The sequence below is a fragment of the Streptomyces sp. a15 genome (genome assembly GCF_059026085.1).
The window spans coordinates 13,330-34,919 of record NZ_JBWLKM010000074.1; the positions used below are offsets into that span (position 1 = coordinate 13,330).

At 71.5% G+C, this 21,590-nt stretch carries 19 protein-coding genes and 1 riboswitch; of the genes, 8 read left to right on the forward strand and 11 right to left on the reverse strand.

The annotated features are described in order from the left end of the window. Positions 1-3: 3 nt before the first annotated feature. Positions 4-1,446, forward strand: a complete 1,443-nt coding sequence (locus AC5P09_RS41040) for a DUF2079 domain-containing protein (RefSeq protein WP_493878793.1) — start codon at positions 4-6, stop codon at positions 1,444-1,446. Between the two features lie 27 nt (positions 1,447-1,473). On the opposite strand, the gene AC5P09_RS41045 is transcribed toward AC5P09_RS41040, so the two are convergent. From AC5P09_RS41045 to AC5P09_RS41055, 3 genes are all read right to left on the reverse strand, one after another. Then, complete coding sequence (locus AC5P09_RS41045) at positions 1,474-3,123, reverse strand: lysyl oxidase family protein (protein WP_493878794.1); 1,650 nt, start codon at positions 3,121-3,123, stop codon at positions 1,474-1,476. Positions 3,124-3,333: 210 nt separating this feature from the next. Further along, complete coding sequence (locus AC5P09_RS41050; RefSeq protein ID WP_493878795.1) at positions 3,334-5,658, reverse strand: MFS transporter; 2,325 nt, start codon at positions 5,656-5,658, stop codon at positions 3,334-3,336. Between the two features lie 605 nt (positions 5,659-6,263). Further along, positions 6,264-6,515 (reverse strand): hypothetical protein, encoded by a 252-nt coding sequence (locus tag AC5P09_RS41055; protein WP_493878796.1) that lies wholly within the window; start codon positions 6,513-6,515, stop codon positions 6,264-6,266. A gap of 192 nt (positions 6,516-6,707) precedes the next feature. On the opposite strand from AC5P09_RS41055, the gene AC5P09_RS41060 reads away from it, so the two are divergent. Continuing rightward, positions 6,708-7,079 (forward strand): DUF6479 family protein, encoded by a 372-nt coding sequence (locus AC5P09_RS41060; RefSeq protein WP_493878797.1) that lies wholly within the window; start codon positions 6,708-6,710, stop codon positions 7,077-7,079. 118 nt (positions 7,080-7,197) lie between these two features. Here the strand turns inward: AC5P09_RS41060 and AC5P09_RS41065 are convergent, their stop codons facing one another. After that, a complete protein-coding gene (locus AC5P09_RS41065; protein ID WP_493878798.1) occupies positions 7,198-7,725 on the reverse strand; it encodes a DUF7144 family membrane protein in 528 nt (175 codons plus the stop codon). Between the two features lie 200 nt (positions 7,726-7,925). On the opposite strand from AC5P09_RS41065, the gene AC5P09_RS41070 reads away from it, so the two are divergent. After that, complete coding sequence (locus tag AC5P09_RS41070) at positions 7,926-8,399, forward strand: hypothetical protein (protein WP_493878799.1); 474 nt, start codon at positions 7,926-7,928, stop codon at positions 8,397-8,399. A gap of 134 nt (positions 8,400-8,533) precedes the next feature. Then, positions 8,534-9,673 (forward strand): M24 family metallopeptidase, encoded by a 1,140-nt coding sequence (locus AC5P09_RS41075; protein ID WP_493878800.1) that lies wholly within the window; start codon positions 8,534-8,536, stop codon positions 9,671-9,673. A gap of 12 nt (positions 9,674-9,685) precedes the next feature. On the opposite strand, the gene AC5P09_RS41080 is transcribed toward AC5P09_RS41075, so the two are convergent. Then, on the reverse strand, positions 9,686-10,525 hold the full coding sequence (locus tag AC5P09_RS41080) for an Ig-like domain-containing protein (protein ID WP_493878801.1): 840 nt from the start codon (positions 10,523-10,525) through the stop codon (positions 9,686-9,688). 267 nt (positions 10,526-10,792) lie between these two features. Here AC5P09_RS41080 and AC5P09_RS41085 point away from each other — a divergent pair, with 267 nt between their 5' ends. Continuing rightward, positions 10,793-11,515 carry a DUF4142 domain-containing protein gene (locus tag AC5P09_RS41085; protein WP_493878802.1) on the forward strand — a complete coding sequence of 241 codons (723 nt, stop codon included), beginning with the start codon at positions 10,793-10,795 and terminating at the stop codon, positions 11,513-11,515. 9 nt (positions 11,516-11,524) lie between these two features. Here AC5P09_RS41085 and AC5P09_RS41090 read toward each other — a convergent pair whose 3' ends face one another. Then, the gene (locus tag AC5P09_RS41090) at positions 11,525-13,183 is read right to left on the reverse strand and encodes a glycoside hydrolase family 13 protein (protein WP_493878803.1); all 1,659 of its coding nucleotides are present in this window, start codon (positions 13,181-13,183) and stop codon (positions 11,525-11,527) included. Positions 13,184-13,467: 284 nt separating this feature from the next. Between AC5P09_RS41090 and AC5P09_RS41095 the strand changes: the two genes are divergently transcribed. After that, positions 13,468-14,403, forward strand: a complete 936-nt coding sequence (locus tag AC5P09_RS41095; RefSeq protein WP_493878804.1) for an LAETG motif-containing sortase-dependent surface protein — start codon at positions 13,468-13,470, stop codon at positions 14,401-14,403. 25 nt (positions 14,404-14,428) lie between these two features. Here AC5P09_RS41095 and AC5P09_RS41100 read toward each other — a convergent pair whose 3' ends face one another. Continuing rightward, a complete protein-coding gene (locus AC5P09_RS41100; RefSeq protein ID WP_493878805.1) occupies positions 14,429-14,884 on the reverse strand; it encodes an ArsR/SmtB family transcription factor in 456 nt (151 codons plus the stop codon). Between the two features lie 80 nt (positions 14,885-14,964). After that, positions 14,965-15,163, forward strand: a riboswitch (cobalamin riboswitch). 28 nt (positions 15,164-15,191) lie between these two features. Between AC5P09_RS41100 and nicT the strand changes: the two genes are divergently transcribed. Next, positions 15,192-16,307, forward strand: a complete 1,116-nt coding sequence (gene nicT / locus AC5P09_RS41105) for a Nickel transporter NicT (protein ID WP_493878806.1) — start codon at positions 15,192-15,194, stop codon at positions 16,305-16,307. A 7-nt stretch (positions 16,308-16,314) separates the two neighbouring features. On the opposite strand, the gene AC5P09_RS41110 is transcribed toward nicT, so the two are convergent. Both AC5P09_RS41110 and thrS read right to left on the reverse strand, forming a co-directional pair. Then, positions 16,315-17,277, reverse strand: a complete 963-nt coding sequence (locus AC5P09_RS41110; RefSeq protein ID WP_493878807.1) for a nucleoside hydrolase — start codon at positions 17,275-17,277, stop codon at positions 16,315-16,317. A gap of 75 nt (positions 17,278-17,352) precedes the next feature. Beyond that, on the reverse strand, positions 17,353-18,600 hold the full coding sequence (gene thrS, locus AC5P09_RS41115) for a threonine--tRNA ligase (protein WP_493878808.1): 1,248 nt from the start codon (positions 18,598-18,600) through the stop codon (positions 17,353-17,355). Between the two features lie 417 nt (positions 18,601-19,017). Here thrS and AC5P09_RS41120 point away from each other — a divergent pair, with 417 nt between their 5' ends. Continuing rightward, the gene (locus AC5P09_RS41120; RefSeq protein ID WP_493878809.1) at positions 19,018-19,773 is read left to right on the forward strand and encodes a hypothetical protein; all 756 of its coding nucleotides are present in this window, start codon (positions 19,018-19,020) and stop codon (positions 19,771-19,773) included. An 88-nt stretch (positions 19,774-19,861) separates the two neighbouring features. Here the strand turns inward: AC5P09_RS41120 and AC5P09_RS41125 are convergent, their stop codons facing one another. After that, positions 19,862-20,575, reverse strand: coding sequence for a GAF and ANTAR domain-containing protein (locus AC5P09_RS41125; protein WP_493878817.1), 714 nt, complete (start codon positions 20,573-20,575; stop codon positions 19,862-19,864). Positions 20,576-20,852: 277 nt separating this feature from the next. Beyond that, positions 20,853-21,590, reverse strand: a complete 738-nt coding sequence (locus tag AC5P09_RS41130; protein ID WP_493878818.1) for a TIGR03943 family putative permease subunit — start codon at positions 21,588-21,590, stop codon at positions 20,853-20,855.

Consider the following 21,590-nt stretch of genomic DNA (forward strand, 5'->3'; position numbering starts at 1 on the left):
CCCTTGCCGAACGCGCCCCGCGCCCTCTCTGTCCCGCCCCAGGGCATACGGATACCGACGCCGGTCACGCATCCTCCGCGTGACCGGCGCCCCCGTCCACCTGGCCACCGCGACCCGTATCTCCTCGCGGCCGTCCTCTTCGCCGCGTACGCCGCCCTGTCCGTCGCCCGCTTCCGGCACCTGGCGAGCCGTTCCTGGGACCTCGGCATCTTCGAGCAGGCGGTCCGCGCGTACGCCCATATGCGGGCGCCGGTCGTCGATCTCAAGGGACCGGGATTCAACGTCCTGGGCGACCACTTCAGCCCGATCACGGCGCTCCTCGCCCCCGTGTACCGCCTCTTCCCCTCCCCCGTCACCCTCCTCGTCGCCCAGGCGGCGCTCTTCGCCCTGTCCGCCGTACCGGTCACCCGCGCGGCCGTACGTCTCGTCGGCCGCCGCCGAGGACTCGCCCTGGGGATCGCGTACGGCCTGTCCTGGGGCATCCAGCGTGCCGTCGACTTCGACTTCCACGAGGTGTGTTTCGCCGTACCGCTGATCGCGTTCAGCCTGGAGGCGCTGCTGGACCGGCGATGGCGGCGGGCCCTGTGGTGGGCGCTGCCGCTGGTGCTGGTGAAGGAGGACCTGGGTCTGACGGTGGCGGCGATCGCCCTGGTCGTGGCCCTGCGCGCCCGCCGGGTCTCCCCGCGCGCGGCCCGGTGGGCGCTCGCCGTGGCCGCCGCGGGTGTGGCCGCGACCGTGGTCACGCTGACCGTCGTCATCCCGGCCTTCAACACGACCGGTGGCTACGACTACTGGAGCAAGGTCGACAGCGGCTTCGCCCTCTTCGACGGCACCGGCACCAAGCTCCGTACGCTCGCCTGGCTGCTGATCCCCACCAGCGGCCTGCTGGCCCTGCGTTCCCCGCTGTCGGTGGTCGCCCTGCCCACGCTCGGCTGGCGCTTCCTCTCCGGCGACGAGCACTACTGGGGCACCGCGTGGCACTACAGCGCGGTGCTGATGCCGGTCGTCGCCCTCGCCCTCGCCGACGCGCTCACCGCCGCCCGCTGCAGCCCGCGCCCCTGGCTGCGCTCGTACGTGAACCAGCTCCCCGCCGCCACCGCGGCCGCCGCCCTCGCGCTCACGACCGCCCTCCCCCTGTCGGCTCTTGCCGAGGCCGAGGCCTACCGCACCCCCGCCCGCGTCACCGCCGTCGAGCGCATGCTGGACCGCATCCCGGACGGCGCCACCGTCGAGGCCAACATCGGCCCGATCAGCCGGCTGACCTCGCGCTGCCGCGTCTTCTGGACCGGCGGCACGGGGAACATCACGCCGGACTACATCGCCCTGGAGAACACCGACCGCTCGATCGACGACGTCGAGGAATACGTCCGCGGGCTGCACCCGCGCGCCTTCTACGAGATCGTCGGCGCCACGCAGGGGTACGTCGTCCTCCGCCACCGCACCTGACAGCGGAGGACGACGTTTCCGTGTCGCTTACGGCGCGTCGATCAGGTCGTGCGGCGGCACGGTCACCGTGCGGGCGCCCGGCTCACCCGCCAGGACGACCTTGCGCAGGGCGACGTTGTTGGCGGTGTTCGTCTCCTGGAGGCGGTTCTCCGGGTTGGCGATCACCTGGATGTAGTACGTGCCGTTCGGCAGGTCGGTGACGTCGAAGGACTGGCCGGGACGGTACTGGGTGTACGTGTCTCCGGAGCCGACGTCGAGGACCTCGCGCACGGAGATGGAGTTCTGCTCACCGCAGGCGGTGGACAGATCGGTGTTGTACGGCTTCCAGTTGGCGTTCTTCACCGTGTAGTCGACGGCGTCGGTGTTCGCCAGACAGAACGCCTCCTTGCCGGAGCGCACCTCCTTCGTCTGGTCCTCGCTCAGCAGCCGGTAGCTGGCGAAGTCCGTGAAGTGCCAGTGCTCGTGGCCGATGCGCGGGTCCCACTCCATGGTGCCGGTGGGCGTGTACCCGACCTGCTTGCCGTCGGCGTCGTAGAAGTACTGGTACGCGTCCATCAGGTCCTTGCCGGGGCTGCGGAACCCGTCCACGACGAGCGGCGCGGGACCGGCGTTCCACACGTTCGCGCTGAACGCGAGGTAGTCCTTGCCCGGTACGTCCCCGTCCTCGCCGTCGGTGATGGCGATGTCCCACGCCGGCAGCGACCGCAGGTCCGGCTTGGGCACGCTCGCCGCGACGCCGGCCCGGCCGGTGGGCCGCTTGGCGTTCGGCGTCAGCGCGGGCGCGATGCGGGAGCCGTCGGTGTGGCCGGTGCCGTCGCCCAGGTGGTGTGCCGTACCGCGGTCTTCGAGGGCGTGGGAGAGGGCGGGAGGTGTGGGTGCGTCGGCGCCGCGGGGGCCGTAGTGGTGGTTGTTGCCCTGGGAGGCGTGGGCGCCGTGGCTGTCACCGTGCTGGGCGGCGGTACTGAGCCCTTCTCCGCCCTCGCTCTCCTCCCGCACGGTCACCTTGATGGTCGGCTGGTCGTCGGGGATGTCGAACAGGTCGCGGTACTTCTTCGCCACCGACACCTTGGCCGTGTACTCGCCCGCCGGCAGGTCCACCGGCTTGTCGTAGTCGACCGTGCTGGAGTTGGACGCCCAGCCCTTCTCGACTCCCCACACCGAGCCGAGCGTGAACGGGTTGGTGGGGCAGCTCTCCGGATAGTGCGAGGTCGCGGGGGCGTCCGGACGCAGCCGCCCGGAGGCGTTGTTCGGGCAGAAGGTCCCCTCGCTCGTCGCCACCTCCTTGCCGTCCGCGTCGGTGACCGACACGTTCAGGAAGCCCCGCAGCCCGGAGAAGTCCTTCACCAGCCCGGCGGGCAGGGTCTTGGTCCGCGTGCTCGTCCCGTCCCGGAGGATCTGGCGGGCGACGACCGGGTCCTTGTACGACTTCCGGGTCACCTTGAACTCCAGCGGCGCGTCGTCGACGGTGACGTACGTGCCGAGGTCGAGATAGACGCCGGAGTTCCACTCGTAACGGTCGAGCGTGACGGAGTTCGACGCGGCGATCAGCTTCAGCTTCGGCTTGCCGGGGGTCGCCGCGGCCGTCTCGGCTCCGGCGCCGGGGGCTGCCGCGGCCGCGGTGACGACGACGGTGAGCGCGGCTCCGGCGGCGAGTGCGGAGCGTCTTAAGTGAGTCATCGGTTCTCGTCTCCCAGGTGTGCTCGATGTGCTTGACGTGCTTGACGTGCTTGATGTGCTTGATGTGCTTGATGTGCTTGATGTGCTTGATGTGCTTGATGTGCTTGATGTGCTTGATCAAGTTGTGAGCACCCTGTGAGAGTTGTGGGAGCCGTGCCGGGGTTGCCTGTTGAGGGCGAAAGGAACTCGGGTGGCGCGAAGTGACGTGAACTAGGCGTCCGAGTGGCCGAGTTCGATGTCGTGATCGTCGACTCCGCGGCCCTTGACGGTCAGTGCGGTCGCCGCGGGCGGATATCCGGTGGCGATGACGGTGTACTCGCCGACGGCCAGGTCGGTGAAGGCGTACGCCCCGTCGGTCCCGGTCGTGGCGGTGCCGACGACGTTGCCGGCCGCGTCGACCAGGGTGACGCGGGCGTCGGCGAGGGGGCCGTTCGGGGCTCGTACGACGCCCTGGAGGCGGGCGCCGGTATCGAGGTCGACCTCGACGCGGGTGACGCCGGTGCCGCCGATCTCGACGGCCAGCGCGCGGGGGCGGTGGCCGTCCGCGTTGACGGCGAGGGTGACCGGGCCGGGGGTGAGCTCGGTGAAGGCGAACTCGCCCTGCTCCCCGGTGGTTCTGGTGGCCAGCAGATCACCGCGCACGTCCGTGACAACGACCACCGCGTCCTTCACGGGCGTGCCCGTCCGCACGGCGCGGACCACGCCGGTCAGGCCGCTGGTGCCGGCCAGGAGGATGTCGTACGAGACGGGGGCGTCGTCGTGTATCGCGATGGTGGAGGCCTGCGGTTCGAAGCCGTCGGCGGAGGCGATGAGGACGTAGGAGCCGGGACCGGGGGCGTGGAGGGTGTAGGAGCCGTCGGTCTGCGCGAGGGTGCGGGCCAGCTGCCGTCCGGTGAGGGAGATGAGGGTCACGGCGGCGTGGGGGACGGGGGCGGGTTCGGCGCCGTGGACGGAGCCGCGGACCGGAATGCCGGAGGACTCCGGTGTCGGTGTCGGTACGGCCGTGGACTGAGGGGTGGTCGCGGGTGCCGCGCCCTTTGTCGTCCTCAGCGGGGACTCCTTGATGAACAGGCAGAAGAGGAAGGCGACGAGGGCGAAGGGGGCGGCGTACAGGAAGATGTCGGCGATTCCATGGCCGTAGGCGCTCTCGACGACCCGGCGGAGGGGCCCGGGGAGGGTGGCGACGTCCGGGATGCTGTCGGAGGAGTCCGACGAGGCGAGCGCGGCCCGGTACTTGGGGTCGAGGCCGGTCATCCCGTCGGTGAGGTAGTGCGTGATGCGGTGGGCGAGGATCGCGCCGAGGGCGGAGGTGCCGAGGGTGCCGCCGAGGGAGCGGAAGAAGTTCACCGTGGAGCTGGCGGCGCCGAGGTCGGCGGTCCCGACCTGGTTCTGTGTGGCCAGGACCAGGTTCTGCATCATCATGCCGATGCCGAGGCCGAGCAGCGCCATGAAGATCGCGATGTGCCAGTACGTGGTGTCGTAGCGGATGGTGCCGAGAAGCCCGAGCCCGGCCGTCACGAACAGCCCACCGGCCAGCAGCCAGCCCTTCCACCGGCCGGTGCGGGTGATGATCCGGCCGGAGACCGTGGACGCGCCGGCGAGCCCGACGATCATCGGGATGGTCATCACCCCGGACATCGTGGGCGACTCGCCGCGGGCCAGCTGGAAGTACTGGCTGAAGTAGATGATCCCGACGTACATCGCGACGCCGACGAAGAGCGAGGCCAGGGCGGCGAGGGCGATGGTGCGGTTGCGGAAGAGGCGGAGGGGGATGATCGGCTGGCTCGCCCTGGTCTCCGTGAGGACGAAGGCGCCGAGGAGCACGGCCGTACCGCCGACCATCGTGTACGTCTGCCAGGACAGCCAGTCGTACTTGTCCCCGGCGAAGGTCACCCACAGGAGCAGCAGACACACCCCGGCGGTGATGAAGAAGGCACCGGCCCAGTCGACCTTCACCTCGCGGCGGGTCAGGGGAAGGCGGAGGGTGCGCTGCAGCACGATCAGCGCGATCGCGGCGAAGGGCACGCCGATGTAGAAGATCCAGCGCCAGCCGAGCCAGCTGGTGTCAGTGATGACGCCGCCGATGAGGGGCCCGGCGACCATGGCGGTCGCGAAGGTGGCACCGAGGTAGCCGCTGTACCGGCCGCGCTCCCTGGGCGGGACCATCGCCGCGAGGATGATCTGCGCGAGTGAGGTCAGCCCGCCCATGCCGATGCCCTGGACCGCTCGGCAGGCGATGAGCATGCCGGGGCTCTGGGAGAGCCCGGCGACTGCGGATGCGCAGACGAAAACGCCGAGCGCGAGCTGCACGAGCAGTTTCTTGGAGAAGAGGTCCGCCAGCTTGCCCCAGAGGGGGACCGACGCGGTCATCGTGAGCAGCGACGCCGTGACGACCCAGGTGTACGCGGACTGGCCGCCGCCGAGGTCGGCGATGATGCGGGGGAGGGCGTTCGAGACGATCGTCGAGGAGAGGATCGCCACGAACATGCCGAGGAGGAGGCCGGTGAGGGCTTCCATTATCTGACGGTGGGTCATGGGGGCGGCGGCGGCTTGGGCTTCCGCCGCGGCCTCCGCCGCTGCTGCGGCCTCTGCTCCGGCGGGCCCTGGCCCCGGGCTCCCTCGAGTCGGCACTCCGGTCGGTATGGACGACGACGATGCCATGGGCGCCCTTCGCTTCCCCGCGGTGCTCGTTGCGTAAGGCAAGCATGGTTTCAGATGGTTGCCGCAGGCAAGCGGCGGCGGTGCGTGGGGCCACAAAGACTCGGCAAAGGCAGCCGGGCGGCTTCGGTCCAGGACCGGGGGTGGTGAAGAGGGCATGACCGACGAGCAGATCAACCTGGTTCAGGCGTGGCCGTGACGCTCGCTGCCGCCGACTCACCGGATGAGCATCTGCAACTGGCGGCCTTCACGGCTGGGGCCGCGGTCGTTTTCCTGTGGATGGGGCGGCGGCAGCGCCGGGCCGGGCGCAGTCTGATCGCCGCGAACGAGACGATGAGAACCGCCGATCGGCTGGTCTCACCGCCGCCGCCAAGCCACGGCTACCGCACTGCGGGGTGCGCGTGGATCGGCTTCGGGAGCCTCTTCATCCTGCCCGCGGTGTTCAACGGCCCAGATACTCCAATTGCGGGAAAGGCGCCTACTCAGCCGGCATCGAAGGTGACGATCAACCGAGTCGGATCACGGAAGGTGTCGGGGTTGATGGGCGAGCGTTCCGTCAGGACGCCCACGCCCGGGCCCGTACCCCTCGCGAAGCAGGTCCACGCAGGCCCTCGGAGAGCCGGGCCGCACAGTCCCTTCGGCAGTTCCGTCTCGTCCGGGCCGAGGGCGTACGCGTCGCCGTACTGCTTGTCGAGCAGGGGCTCGCCTTCGGGGACGAGGCCCGTGCGGTGCAAGTAGTCCGGGAGTTGGTTGGTGCGGAAGGCGACCTGGGCGGTGCCGTTCTTGGTGGCGTAGCGGATTTCCGAGGCGTCGGACGGGAGGGGCCCGGCGCCAGGGTCAGGGCCGGGGGCGGCTCCGGCGCCTCGCTGAGCAAAATCATGTGACCCAAACCACGCATCAGCGCCAATTGGGCGATAATCGGAACCATGAGTACCGCAACGTATGTACTGGCGGCCTCGTCGAGCGATGTACTCAACGTGATCGCCGCCTTCACCGGTGGCCTGTTCATCGCCGGTGCACTGGTGTGGGCCGTGCAGTTCGGCATGCGGGTCCAGGACCGGGAACTGCCCCGGCCCCGCCCCGAGGAGCAGACGCATCTCCCGGAGACCGGTGCCGTCCGCGAGATGCGGGAGGTGCGGGAGCCGGACGAGATCCCGATACACGCGGACAAGCGGGAACGGCTCATGCCGTATCAGCTCCACCACGCCGCAACCAGACGAGGGAAGGACCAGCACCGAAGGCGCTGGCTGCCCGGTTCCAGCGGCTCCTTCGGCAGCGGCGGCATCGGGCACGTGTAGCGGCATCGGGCACGTATAACCGTGTCGGCCGGGTGCCGTGGAGGGCTGCCCCATCGATCAGGGGCAGCCCCGCGCGCCGTAAGGCTCTTGCTGAGGAAGAGGGGTCATCCGGGCCGGTTCAGGTCCGGGATCCCGCCGGCCGGTACACCGCCAGCGACCAGATCACGAAGAAGTTGACGCCGACCATGATGAGCGACCAGACCGGCGCGTACGGCAGGAACAGGAACTGGGCGATCATGTTCAGGGACGCCAGGAAGATGCCGGTCATACGGGCCCAGGTGGCGCCCTTGAGGATGCCCGCGCCGGTGAGCACGGCGACCGCGCCGAGGACGAGCAGGATCACGCCCCAGCCGGTGAGGTTGATCTTGTAGACGTAGTCGCCGATGTTGGCCCACACGTCGTCCTCGGCGAGCGCGGAGATGCCCTGGAAGATCGCCAGGACGCCGTTCATCAGCAGCAGGACGCCGGCGAAGACGGCCCCGCCCGTGGCCCAGCCGGTCTCGGCCGGCGTCGGGGTGTAGCCGTAGTCGGCCCGGCCGGGCGGCATGCCCTGGCGGGTGTCGTCCCAGGTCGGCTGCTGCTGCTCGCCCGTCGGCTGCTGTCCTCCGCCGGTCGGCGGCTGCGTCGCGTGCGGTTGCTGGGTCATGGGTGAGCCCCGTTTCTTCCGAGTCTGTAAGTGGTCCGAGTGGTTCAGGTGGTTCGAGTCGTACGACCCCTTCGACGATCGGGCGGCACAAAGACCCCCGCCATGGGGGTGGGCCATTCGGGTGAGGTCCGGCATGCGGGTGCACGTCCACGGGCCTTCACTGGAACCGGAATCCGCCACCCCCCAGTCCTGGAGACGACATGGCCCGTTACCGAGTACGCCTGGCGGCCGTCGCGCTGACCGCACTGGTCACACTGGCCGGCTGCTCCGACGAGGACAGCCCCTCCGACGTGGTCAGCAGGGCGGAGTCGGCGGCGCGCTCGGTGGGTGCCGAGGCGACGGCCGCGTTCGCGTCCGCGACGGCGGAGGCGGGCCGGAGGTTCGACGAGGTCAAGGGCGGCGTCGACGCCAAGGACGAGGTGAAGCTGGGCACCCCGGGCACAGACGGCGACGGACGTACGACGGTCGAGGTCAGCGTGGACAACACCGCCGGCTCGACGAGGTCCTTCCTCGTCCAGGTCGACTTCACCGAGCGGGGCGGCGACCTGACCGACGTGGCCGTCGTCACCGTCTCCGACGTCCCGTCCGGCGAGTCCGGGAAGGCCACGGCCCGCAGCACACGGGAGCTGGGCGGCGAGGTGGGGGCGAAGGTGGGGCGGGCGGTGCGGTACTGACCAGGGCCCGGGCGCGTCTCTCGTCACCCGAACGGCCCCGTCCACCGGCGTGCCCCGGCCGCCTCCCCCGTCCAATGAACAGGTCAGCGCACGTGGACAGGTCAGCACGGCACCGCGACGACAAGGGCAGGACGATGAGCGAGACACCGATGAGCAGGACACCGGTGGCCTTCACCGAGCAGGACCACGCGGAGCGTATGGCCCGGGCCGCCCGGGACGCGGCCGACGCCGGGCTCTCCGGGCTGCTCGTCACCCCGGGTCCCGACCTGGTCTGGCTGTGCGGCTACCGGCCGACCGCGCTCACCGAACGCCTCACCCTGCTGGTACTGGTCCCCGAGTCGGAGCCCCGGCTGCTGGTCCCCGCGCTGGAACGTCCGGAGGCGGAGGCGGCCCCCGGCGCGGGCGCCCTGCGGCTGTCGGAGTGGCGGGACGGCCAGGACCCGTACGCGGCGGCGGCCGGACTGCTGCGCCCCAACGGCCACTACGGCGTCTCGGACGCCACCTGGTCCCTGCACCTCCTCGGCCTCCAGGAGGCCCTGCCGCTCACCACGTACCGTGCGCTGAGCACCGCGCTGCCGATGCTGCGGGCGGTCAAGGACGACCACGAGGTGGCCCGGCTCGCGGCGGCGGGGGCGGCGGCGGATGCGACGTACGAGGAGATCCTGTCCGTACGGTTCGCCGGGCGCCGGGAGACCGACGTGGCCGCCGACCTGGCACACCTCCTGCGCCGGCACGGGCACAGCCAGGTCGACTTCACCGTCGTCGGCTCCGGGCCCAACGGCGCGAACCCGCACCACGAGGCCGGCGAGCGCATGATCGAGGACGGCGACATGGTGGTCCTGGACTTCGGCGGTCTGAAGGACGGGTACGGCTCGGACACCACCCGGACCGTGCACGTCGGCGAGCCCACCGACGAGGAGCGAGCGGTGCACGACATCGTGCGCCAGGCGCAGCAGGCCGCTTTCGAGGCCGTGCGGCCCGGTGTGCCGTGCGAGGAGATCGACCGGGTGGCCCGCACGGTGATCGAGTACGCCGGCTACGGCGAGTACTTCATCCACCGCACCGGCCACGGCATCGGCGTCACCACGCACGAGCCGCCGTACCTCGTGCAGGGTGAGCAGCGGCCGCTCGTGCCCGGGATGTGCTTCTCCATCGAGCCCGGCATCTATCTGCCCGACCGCTTCGGGGTCCGTATCGAGGACATCGTGACGTGCACGGAGACGGGCGGGCGGCGGCTGAACGGCACGCCGCACGAGATGGCCGTGGTGACGTGACCGACGGCAGAATCAGCCCGCCGTACCTGCCCCCGCCCCCGCCACGGTGATCGCGATCTGCTCGCTCGTCCCGCTCACTCCGTTCAGCGTGGCCGTCGCTTGAAGGCGGCCCGGGCCGGACGGGAGGGCGGGGTCCGGGACGCAGGACCAGCTGCCGGCCGCCGTGGCCGTCGTCGCGCAGACCTCGCTCTCGAGGGCGTCGCGCACGGTGACCTGGGCGCCCGGGTACGCCGTACCGGCGATCTCCGGCCGGGCCGGCAACGGCACCCCGGACTCGGGACGCGTCAGCGTGGGCCCGGGCAGGCCGACGGTCACCTCGCAGGTGCCCTGGTCCCTCACCGTGCCCCCCGCGTCCGTGAGCCGCAGCACGCATCCGCGGAGCCGTGTGCCCGGTACCGCGTCCGGGGCCACCACCAGGACGAAGGGGAAGGTCCTCCCCCGCCATCCCTGCACCGCCGCCGCGGACGCCGTGACCTCCGCGGACCCCGCGCCCTCCGCGCCCTCGGTGTCTCCCGCGTCTCCCGCGTCTCCCGCGTCTCCCGTGAACGTGTACGTCCCACCACCCCCGCCGGACACGACCACCCCCCGATAACCGCTCCCGGCGAACGGCACGCCCGTGACCTCGCTGCCCTCGGGAGCCGTCAGGGTCAGCACCGACCCGGCCCCCAGCGCCGCCCCCTCGTATCCGGAGGCCTCGACGATCCCCTCCCGCCCGGGGGCGATGGTCACAGCTGCCCACAGCCCACGCGCCGCCGCCGCGGCGGTCTCCGGCGGCGGACCGGACACGGCCAGCGTGCCCACCACCGCGACGGCCGCCAGCGCGGCCCCTGCTGCCTTCCTCGGCCTGATCATCGTCGGCACCGCTCCTCACCGGACGTCGTAGCCCCCGATGCGTGCGATTCTCGCGGCCCGTTTCCGCAGGCGGCGTGTGCTGTGCGGCCGTATGGGCGAGCGGGGGTGCGAGCGTCGGGGCGAGCTTTGGGCGAGGAAGGCGCGGCCGTACGCCGGAGGAACCGGCCCGGATTCTTTACCAAATCAAAAGGTTTCTCGCGCATCCCCATCCGTACTTCTGTACGTCCGACCCGCACACGGCGGGCCCCCGACCGGGCAGGAGACACGGTGCGATTTTCGCGGAACACGACGGGAACGGTTTTCGTCGGCGGTGCCCTCACGCTGACCTTGGCTGCGCTGGCTTATCCGTCGATGCTCGGCCTCGACACCGTCTCCAACGCGCAGGACAGAGTGATCGCCCAGACGCAGTGGGGGCCGTTGACCGAGCAGGACCGTCACTTCGTGGTCGCTGTGCGCGCGGCCGGGCTGTGGGAGTACCCGCTCGGGCAGATCGGCCTGAGGAAGGGGACGACCCCGGAGGTCAAGAGGGCGTCCGAGCACCTCGTGGACGGACACGCGGCGCTGGACGCCAGCTGCCGCAAGATCGCCCCGATGCTGAACATCACCCTGCCGAACGTGGCGAGCCCGCAGCAGCTGTCCTTCGTGAACCAGATCGACTCGCAGACCGGCAAGGCGTTCGACTCGAACTTCGCCAACATCCTGCGGACCACCCACGGTTCGATCTTCAACACGGTCGCGAAGATCCGCTCGACCACCAAGAACAGCCTGGTGCGCCAGCTGGCCGACCAGGCCAACAACACCGTCCTGGACCACATCACGGTCATGGAGGACACCGGCCTGGTCAACTACGACCAGGCCCTCTTCCAGCAGACCACCCCGCCGAAGCTGCCCAAGAACGACATGACTCCGCCGCCGCCGCAGCCCGGCGAGCCGATGGTCGTCCTCACCCCACCGCCGACCGCGACCGCGACGCCGACCATCACGCCCTGAGAAGCAGCCCTAGGGAGCCAGCCAGACGGTGGTGTCCGGGCCGAGCCGCCCGTCGTCCAACGGGCGGCTCGCCAGCAGCACTTCGCCCGCCGGCAGCGGTACGGCCGTCCCCGACAGGTTGGCCACGCACCGCCAGCCCTCGTGCCGGGCGAAGTCCAGCACCCCGGCCGGGCTGTCGGCCGCCCAGGTCAGCGACTCGCCCTCCAGCAGCTTGCGGCGCAGCCTGAGTGCCCTGCGGTAGAGCTCCAGGGTCGAGCCCTCGGCCCCGTCCTGTGCCTCGACGGCGTACGCCGCGAAGCGCTCCGGCTGCGGCAGCCAGGCGCCACCCGCGCCGAAGCCGTACGAGGGTCCCGTCGTCGTCCACGGCAGCGGCACCCGGCACCCGTCGCGGCCCTTGCGGACGCGTCCCGTCTGTTCCCAGATCGGGTCCTGGAGGACCTCGAAGGGCAGGTCGGCGACCTCGGGCAGACCGAGTTCCTCGCCCTGGTAGACGTACGAGGATCCGGGCAGCGCCAGCATCAGGAGCGTGGCGGCGCGGGCCCGCCGCAGGCCCTGTTCCGGGTCGATCGCGGGGGCGTGGCCGCCGGACAGCAGCCAGGCGTTCTCGTCGGTGCCGGGCGGGAGCAGCAGGCGGGAGGTGTGCCGTACGACGTCGTGGTTGGACAGCACCCAGGTGGCGGAGGCGCCGGCCTCGCGGGCGGAGGCGAGGGAGTCGGTGATGACCTGGCGGAGTTCCTCCGCGTCCCAGCCGGCCTTCAGGTACTCGAAGTTGAAGGCCTGGCCGAGTTCGTCCGGGCGGGCGTACAGCACGCGTCGGGCGCCCGGCACCCAGGCCTCGGCGACCGCCATGCGGGGCGGGCGGTAGGCGTCGAAGATCTTGCGCCAGTCGCGGTAGATCTCGTGGACGTCGTCACGGTCGTAGAAGGGGTGGCTGCCGGGCGGGAGCTCGGACAGCGCCTCCTCGCTGCTGAGTTCGGGGGCGCCGAGATCGCGCAGCGGTTCCTCCAGGTCCTTGGCGAGGGCGTGGGCGACGTCGACGCGGAAGCCGTCGACCCCGCGGTCGGACCAGAAGCGCAGGGTGGTGCGGAAGTCGGCGCGGACCTCCTCGTTCGCCCAGTTGAGGTCGGGCTGCTCGGGGGCGAACAGGTGCAGGTACCACTGTCCGTCCGGCACCCGCTGCCAGGCGCTGCCGCCGAAGACGGACTGCCAGTCGGTGGGCGGGAGTTCGCCGTGCGGGCCGCGGCCGTCACGGAAGACGTAGCGGTCGCGGGCGGGCGAGCCGGGCCCGGCGGCGAGGGCCTCCTGGAACCAGACGTGCTGGTGGGAGGTGTGGTTGGGGACCAGGTCGACGATCACCTTGAGGCCGAGGCGGTGGGCCTCGGCGGCGAGCGCGCCGAAGTCGTCGAGGGTGCCCAGGCGCGGGTCGACGTCACGGTGGTCGGCGACGTCGTAGCCGCCGTCGGCGAGTTCGGAGGGGTAGAAGGGGCTGAGCCACAGGGCGTCGACGCCGAGTGCGGCGAGGTGGTTCAGGCGCCGGGTGATGCCCTTCAGGTCGCCGAGCCCGTCGCCGTCGGCGTCGGCGAAGCTGCGGGGGTAGACCTGGTAGACGACGGCCTGGCGCCACCAGTTGGGGTCCTTGGAGGAGAGGTCGGGAATGGGGTCGATCACGCGGTCTCCTTCGTGGCGTTCGGGACGATGGGCATCAGCATGCAGGTACCTGTCCACATTGTCGGGAAAGCGAACTCGAACGCTGTCCGGAGCGGTCCATTCCCTGTGTGACGGAATCGTGATGAGCTCTTGAACTCGCCCAGCATCACCGCAGGTTGACAGCGTTCCGTGGGGAGATCCACGATGTGCGAGCACTGTGGCGCATATGACCAATGAGCCCAGTGTTTCTCAGAACCGGTGTTCTCGGAACACCCGCCACCCCCCGCACCCCGATGGGATCCCGCATGTCCATAGCCAGACGTGTCACCGCGCGCCGCCTGCTGGGGACGGGCGCCGCGGCGCTCGTCCTCTGTGCCGTCTCCGCCCCCACCTCCTGGGCCACCGGCACCCCCGGTGGCGACGGCTGGAAGTCCGGCGGCACCTACCAGCCCGGCACCGGTGCCGGCACGGAGACCGAGACCGACCGCTGCCAGTTCTCGCTGGACGGCACGAGCTTCTACGACTCGGTCAAGGTCGACGACCAGAACCTGAAGCCGACCGACGACGGCAAGGTCCACATCAAGGTCCGCACGGCCGGCGACGCGACCACCTGCACGGCCTCCCTGGCCTCCTACCTCGCCCACGGCGCCACCTTCGCCACCTCCGGCGAGCAGGTCTTCGTCGACTTCGACACGGTGACCGTCAAGCCCGGCCAGACCGACTCCCTCGACATCGCGGTGCCGGACGCGGGCTGCTTCGCGCAGATCGACCTCTACCGGGGCGCCGTCAAGTTCGACGGCGAGCTCGACGCGAACGACGGCTTCGTCCACGGCGACCTGCCCATGGGCCCGGACCGTCCGGTCATCAAGGACAAGCTGATCGCGGCCTGGAACGGCGGCACGAAGGACTGCACGACCGCCCCGTCCGAGCCCCCGGCCACCCCCACGCCGACCCCGTCGACCCCGGAGTCCACGGAACCCTCGACACCGGGCGAGGAGACGACGCCGCCGGCGACGGAGACTCCCTCCGAGTCCCCCTCGCCCTCCACCGAGGCCCCGAGCCCGTCGGCCTCCGAGTCCACCACCGCTCCCGCCGCCACCCCGAACGGCGGCGGTGGCGACCTCGCGGAGACCGGCGGCAGCAGCGCGACCGGCCCGATCGCGATCGGCGCGGCCGTGCTGCTCGCGGGCGGCGCGGGCATCGTGCTGGCGACGCGGCGTCGCAAGGCGGCTCGCTCGTAATCAGGCGCAGTTGGTGCAGTCGGCGTCAGCGCCGGTCGGGCGGTTTCAGCCCGGCCGGCGTTCGGGCCTCGTCCTCAAACTCCCCCAACTCGTCCTCAAACTCCCCCAAAGGGGGTGCCCCCAGCGGGCTGGAGGTCGCGCAGTGCGCGAGCAGCGAGGCGATGTCGGCGTCCACCACCCGGTAGCGCACGATCCGCCCCTCCTTCTCCCCCTCCACGACCCCCGCCGCCCGCAGCAGCCTGAGCGCCTGCGACACGGCGGGGTCGTTCATGCCGGTGGCGATCGCCAGGTCGGAGACGGCCAGGGGACCGGTGCGGTGCAGGGCGAGCAGCAGGGCCAGCCGCTTGGGATCGGCGAGCAGCGAGAAGCGGTCGGCCCAGGCGCGGACATGGCCCGGTTCGCCGATCGCGGCGATGGCGTCGCACACCCGGTGCCCGTCGATGGTTCGGCGATCCGCTCGGTCGGCCGGAACGAGATGCATGCCGCCATCCTCGCAGGCACCCCCATGTGATCTTCCATACCTGCGCAGGTACGCAGCTATGCAGGAGACCGCTTGCCACCCTACGGTGGGCTGGCCGTGGTGCTCGGGAAGCCGGTGACGACCCCTCAAGGGTCCATGCCGGAGCGGCCCTCGCCACTGTGATCGGGGAGTTTCCGTCCCGTCCGGCGCCAGCCGGGCCACTGGTCGCACGACCGGGAAGGCAGGAACGGACACGCACGACCCGTAAGCCAGGAGACCGGCCACGGCATCTCACGAGTTGATCCACGAGGTGCTGGAGCGTGACCGAATGACCCTGCCCAAGCCTGCCCAGACGTCCGTGCCCGCCCCGACGTCCTTCAAGTGGCGCCGCGAGGACACCCTCAAGACCGCCGGACTCATGTCGGTCGTCGCCGCACTGCACGTCGTCGCCTTCGGAATCCTGTTCCTCCTCGTCGTCCCCGGGCACTACGAGGTCGGCGACAAGGCCTTCGGTATCGGCCTCGGCATCACCGCCTACACCCTCGGCATGCGGCACGCGTTCGACGCCGACCACATCGCCGCGATCGACAACACCACCCGCAAGCTGATGGCCGACGGCAAGCGCCCGGTGTCGGTGGGCTTCTGGTTCGCGCTCGGCCACTCCAGCGTGGTGGTGCTGCTCGCCCTGCTGATCGCGGGCGGCACCCAGCTCGCCGGAAAGGTCATGAACGAGGATTCCGGCACCCACCAGGTGCTCGGCGTCCTCGGTACGACGATCTCCGGCACGTTCCTCTACCTCATCGCCGCCCTCAACCTGGCCGCCCTGCTGGGCATCCTGAAGGTGTTCAAGGCGATGCGGGCGGGCGCCTACGACGAGAAGGAACTCGAACAGCACCTGGACTCCCGCGGGTTCATGAACCGCATCCTCGGCCGCCTCACCAAGTCCATCACCCGCCCGGGCCAGATGTACCCGCTCGGTTTCCTCTTCGGCCTCGGCTTCGACACGGCGACCGAGGTGACGCTGATGGTGATGGCGGGTTCGGGCGCGGCGGCCGGACTGCCCTGGTACGCGATCCTCTCCCTGCCCCTCCTCTTCGCCGCCGGCATGAGCCTGTTCGACACCCTCGACGGCACCTTCATGAACTTCGCCTACCAGTGGGCGTTCTCCAACCCGGTCCGCAAGGTCTTCTACAACCTCACGATCACCGGCCTGTCCATCGCCGTCGCCTTCTTCATCGGCACCATCGAACTCGTCGGCGTCCTGCACGAGAAGCTCGACCTGAGCGACACGGTCACCACCTGGATCGCCGACATCAACCTCGACAGCGTCGGCTACGTCATCGTCGGCCTGTTCGTGGTGGTGTGGGCGGCGGCCATCGGCTACTGGCGGCTCGCGAAGGTGGAACAGCGGTGGGCGGTACGGCCGGCGGCGGACACCCGCTAGGCGTCCGCTAGGCGCCCTCCACCGTCGTCAGCCACAGCTTCACGTACCGCTCCACGTCCACGCCCAACGCCACGTCCACCAGCCGCTGTTCACGGGTGCCCTCGTGGATCTCGGACTCGCCGGGGCGGGGGCGCCGGTCGACGATCGTCTGGCCCCGGCCGGCACCCGGGGCGAGGCTCACCTCGACCGGGAGACGTTCGGTGGTGATCCCTCCCGGGTCGACGACCGCGCAGACCGCGCCCGCGTCGCCCAGGCCGCCGGTGGGGGTGGGGTCGCCGGAGGTGGCCGGGTCGCGGTGGGCGAGGAGTTCGCCGGCCAGCCGGAGGCGGGGCTCCGCGCTCGCGCGCAGCCGCTGCACGTCTCCGGCCGGGACAAGGACCTGCTTGAAGACGTCCAGGCCGTACATGGTGATCGGCACCCCGGCGGTGAGCAGGATCGCGGCCGCCTCCGGGTCGTGCCAGACGTTGAACTCCGCGACCGGCGTGGCGTTCCCGGTCGCCACCGCGCCGCCCATGAACACGATCCGCTCGATGTTGCGCACGACCTCCGGGTGCGTACGCAGCAGCAGCGCGATGTTCGTCAGGGGCGCCATGGGGATGAGGGTGACCGGCGTCGGCGAGGCGAGGATCTCCCGCCGCAGCAGCGTCACCGCGTCCACGTCGACCGGCCGGCGGGTGGGCGCGGGCAGCCCCAGGTCGCCCATCCCGTCGTCGCCGTGCACGTGCCGTGCCGTCCGCACGGGCTCGATCAACGGGCGCTCGGCACCCCGCGCGACCGGGATGTCACCGGCCCCGGCCTGCTCCAGCACGGTCAGGGTGTTGCGTACGACGCCGTCCACGTCGGTGTTCCCGGCCACGCAGGTCACCGCCCGCACGTCGAGCGCGGGGTGCCGTACGGCGAACAGCAGGGCCAGGGCGTCGTCGACACCCGTGTCGCAGTCGATGATCACCGGGATGGGCTGACCGGTCACAGCGGCGCTCCTCGCTTCATGAAGGTGTCTGTGAGGTGTCTCTGAGGTCTCTCTACGGTCCCTACGTCAGTGACCTTACGCAGGCCCCCACAGTTCGGTCCCGCGGCCTGCGACCCGGGCGGCGATCCGCTCCAGCAGCTCGCCGGCCGGCACCGCCCCCGGACGGCTCCCGTCCCGCAGTCGTACGGCCACCAGGTCGCCGACGGCCTCCCGCTCCCCGATCACCGCCTGGTACGGCACGAGCCGCGCCGCCCGGACCCGGGCGCCGAGGGTGCCGTCGCCGGGGCCGCGCACGTCCGCCCGGAGTCCCCGTGCCAGGGCCTGCCGTACGACCTCGTGGGCCCGTTCCTCCTGCGCGTCCGCCACCGGCAGCACCACCAGCTGCACGGGGGCGAGCCAGGCCGGGAACGCGCCGCCGTGCTGCTCGACGAGGTGCGCGACCGCCCGTTCCACGCTGCCGATGACGCTGCGGTGCACCATGACCGGCCGGTGCTTCGCCCCGTCGGCGCCGATGTAGTGCAGGTCGAAGCGCTCGGGCTGGTGGAAGTCGATCTGGACGGTGGAGAGGGTGGCCTCGCGGCCGGCCGGATCGGCGATCTGGACGTCGATCTTGGGGCCGTAGAAGGCGGCCTCGCCCTCGGCCGCCTCGTAGGGGATCCCCGAGTCGTCGAGCACCTCCCGCAGCAGCGCGGTGGCCCGCCGCCACAGCTCCGGGTCGGCGACGTACTTGCCGCCCTCGCCGGGCAGGGAGAGCCGGTACCGGGCCGGGCGGATGCCGAGATCGGCGTACGCGCGGCCGATGAGCTCCAGGGCGCCGCGGGCCTCGTCCACGGCCTGCTCCAGGGTGCAGAAGATGTGCGCGTCGTTGAGCTGGATGGCCCGGACCCGGGTCAGACCGCCCAGCACCCCGGACAGCTCGGCGCGGTACATGCCGCCCAACTCGGCCATTCTCAGCGGCAGTTCACGGTAGCTGTGGGAGCGGGAGCGGTAGATCAGCGCGTGATGCGGGCACAGGCTGGGCCGCAGGACGACCTCCTCCGCGCCCAGCTCCATCGGCGGGAACATGTCCTCGCTGTAGTGGGACCAGTGCCCCGAGATCTCGTAGAGCTCCCGTTTGCCGAGGACCGGCGAGTACACGTGCCGGTAGCCGGCGGCGCGCTCGGCCTCCCGGACGTACTCCTCCAAGGTGTGCCGCACCACTGCCCCGTCGGGCAGCCAGTAGGGCAGGCCCGCGCCCATCAGCGGGTCGGTGTCGAACAGGCCGAGCTCACGGCCGAGTCGGCGGTGGTCGTGCGGGCCGGTCAGGGCGTCCACAGCGGTCATGGCGGTCTCTCCTCACGGTGACCGGCGACGAGCCCCCGCACGCCGAAGCCCCGGGGCACTCGCCCCGGGGCTTTCGACTGGGTCAGCTGTCAGCGCGCCGGGACACTCTCCGGCGTCGTCGTGAGAGACACGAGTACTACGTGGGCGCGCTGCATGGGGGGACGGTAACAAGGGGGCGGGGAGCAGTGCGACGGGTTTTCCGCCGGGCGGCCCGATGCCGTCAGTCCGCGGGCAGTCGTGCCGCCTGGGGCGGCACGGGTGGGCGCGGGCGGCACACCGCAAGCGCCGGGCCGCGCGACCCACCCCGCCGGCACCGACGCCCCTCACCCGTACGGCCCGGCTCGCTGGTGGCCCGTCCGTCCCGGTGGTGCCGTAAGAGGGCGCACTCGATCTTGGCAGCCCTCAGGAGAGACCCCGATGACCCGACCCCCGGCCCGCACTCTCGCCACCGCCGCGCTCACCCTGTGCGCCCTCCTGACCGCCACCGCCTGCTCCGCCCTCACCACCCCGCCCACCGCCGAGAAACCCGACCTCTCCGCGAAGAGCCCGGCCGCCACCCCCGCCCTCACCGACGCTCAGGCGCAGGCCACGCTGCTCACGGACGTCGATCTGGGGGAGCCGTGGACGCCCACGCAGTCCACGGCGACCTGGCACGACACCGTGCTCAAGGCGAAGACGAACCGCCCGGACTGCCGGCGCCTGCTCGACACCCTCTACGCCGAGGAGCTGTTCGGCGCGGACGCCCGCCCCCGCGCGGTGGTCGGGCTCGACGACGGCTGGAACGAGACCCAGCTGCGCCAGCAGGTCGTCGCCCACCCGGCGGCGGACGTGGACCGCACGCTGGCCTGGCTGAAGTCGCTGCCGAAGAAGTGCGCGGAGTTCACGGTCAAGGCCACGCGGGGCGACGTGCACGACGTCGAGGTCTCCGAGGCCGCGCTGCCGCAGGTCGGGGACGCCCGGCAGGGGCTGCGGATCGTCGTGTGGGGCGAGACGGCCGACGGCGAGCCCGCCGCGTTCACCCTGGACGTGGCGGTCGTGCGCGTCGGCGACGACGCGATCGGCCTCACCCACGGCGGCTTCGGCGAGGTGGCGCCCGAGGTCGCGCAGGCGGTCGTACAGCTGGGTGCGCAGCGGCTGACGGAGGTCCGCAAGCGGGGGCGGGTGGAGGTCTGAGTCTCCGGGACGGTACGGCGGTTCCGTACCGTCCGTCCCCGTCCGTCCCCGTCCGTCCCCGTCCGTCCCCGTCCGTCCCCGTCCCCGTTCAGTCCCCGTCGCCGTCGTCCCGGTCGAACCTCGTCCGGTGTCCGACCACGTCACGCGCCATTTCCAGCGCTGTACGGCTCTCCGCGAAGGCGTGGGCGCGCAGGCGGGCCAGGGCCTCGTCGGCGTCGATGCCGAGCTGGGCCATGATCACGCCGACGGCCTGGTAGACCTCGTCCTGGTCCTGGGCCAGGCCGCTCAGCCAGGGTTCCGTCTCCCGGCCCCCGTTCTCGTCCCCCCGGGGCAGCGCCATCAGGGCGACCGTCATCACGCTCGCCACCAGCAGCGCGGTGCGCAGTTCGCGGGGTGTGAGCTCGCCGGGGGTGTCGCGGTAGAGGTCGAGGGTGCCCACGCAGACCGATTCGTTGCCCAGCGGGAGCGAGTACACGGCCCGTACGCCGACGGCCGTGGCCTGCTGGGCGAAGACCGGCCAGCGCCGGACGTCCCGGCCGGCGGTGAGGTCGCAGGCGAGCACGGGGGCGCAGACCCGGGCGGCGGACAGACAGGGTCCGTCGCCGAGGGTGGCCTGGATCTCCGCCATGCGGGCGGCCTGCTCGCTGCTCGCGCCCAGCCGTACGGGCATGCCGTCGCTGTGCAGCGCCACGCTCGCGCCGGCCACCGGCAGCAGCTCGACCGCCACCCCGCACAGCCGCGCGGGGAGCTCCTTGGGCTCGGCGTCCCGCACGCCCTCCGCGATCAGGTCGACGTCGCGTATGCGGTCCTGTGCGAGTTCGCGTTCGGTGTCGCCGTCCGACGTCCGGGGAGGCTCGGGGTATCCGGGTTGCGGAGAATAGCGAGGGAGACGGGAGTCGCCGCCTTCCGCTCCGTACCGGCCGGGCTCGCCGCCGTGGGCTCCGTTCGGACCGTCCCTGGGACGCACGGCCACCGCCTCCTCAGATCAGAGCGCGCCCACCGTCGTACAGGCCCCGCTCAGGGGCGACGCCCGACTACCCCTCGCCCGGAGGGCGAAACCCGCCTGGCGTTCTCTCCGGCTAGCGCTGCTCGTACGGATCCGCCGGCTGCTTCACCCGCTCGACCGACGTGACGTCGAGCACCGCCGGCCAGGCCGCGTCGCTGCCCAGGCGGCCCTTGGGATGCCAGGTGCCGGTCACGGTGACCCAGGTGTCGACCGGCGGCGCGTCGTCGCCGCGCACCTCGACCTTGCCGGCCGTCGCGTCGGCGGCGCAGCAGGTGACGTACAGCCGGGTGACGTACCAGGTGCCGTCCTCGCCGTGGGTGACGAAGCCGGTCATCCGGACCGTACGGCCCTGCAGCGACCGTCCGCTGTCGTAGATCGCCCTGGAGTTGAACTCGGCGAGCGTCAGCTCCACCGGGTCCCCCAAGGCGAGCGCCGGGAAGGTCCCGACCCCCTGCGCCGCCCGCTGAGCGGCCTCGCGCCCGGCGCTGTACGAGCCGAGCGCGGGCGGCGGGAAGAGGAGCAGGGCGAGGGCGGGGAGGGTGAGGAGCCAGGCGACGCGGGGGCCGTGGTGGTGATGACCGCCCTCTTCGTGACCGCCCTCTTCGTGAGCGTCCTCTTCCTGATCGTCGGGTGCGAACCGCCGTACCGCCGCCATCACGACCCCCAGCAGCACCAGCACCACGCCCGACACGACCAGGTACGGCCGCAGCGGCGCCTGCACATACCGCAGGTACAGCTCGCTGAACAGGGATATCCGCAGGACGGCCGCGCCCATGAGGGCGAGGAGGAGGGGGGAGCCGTACCGTCGCAG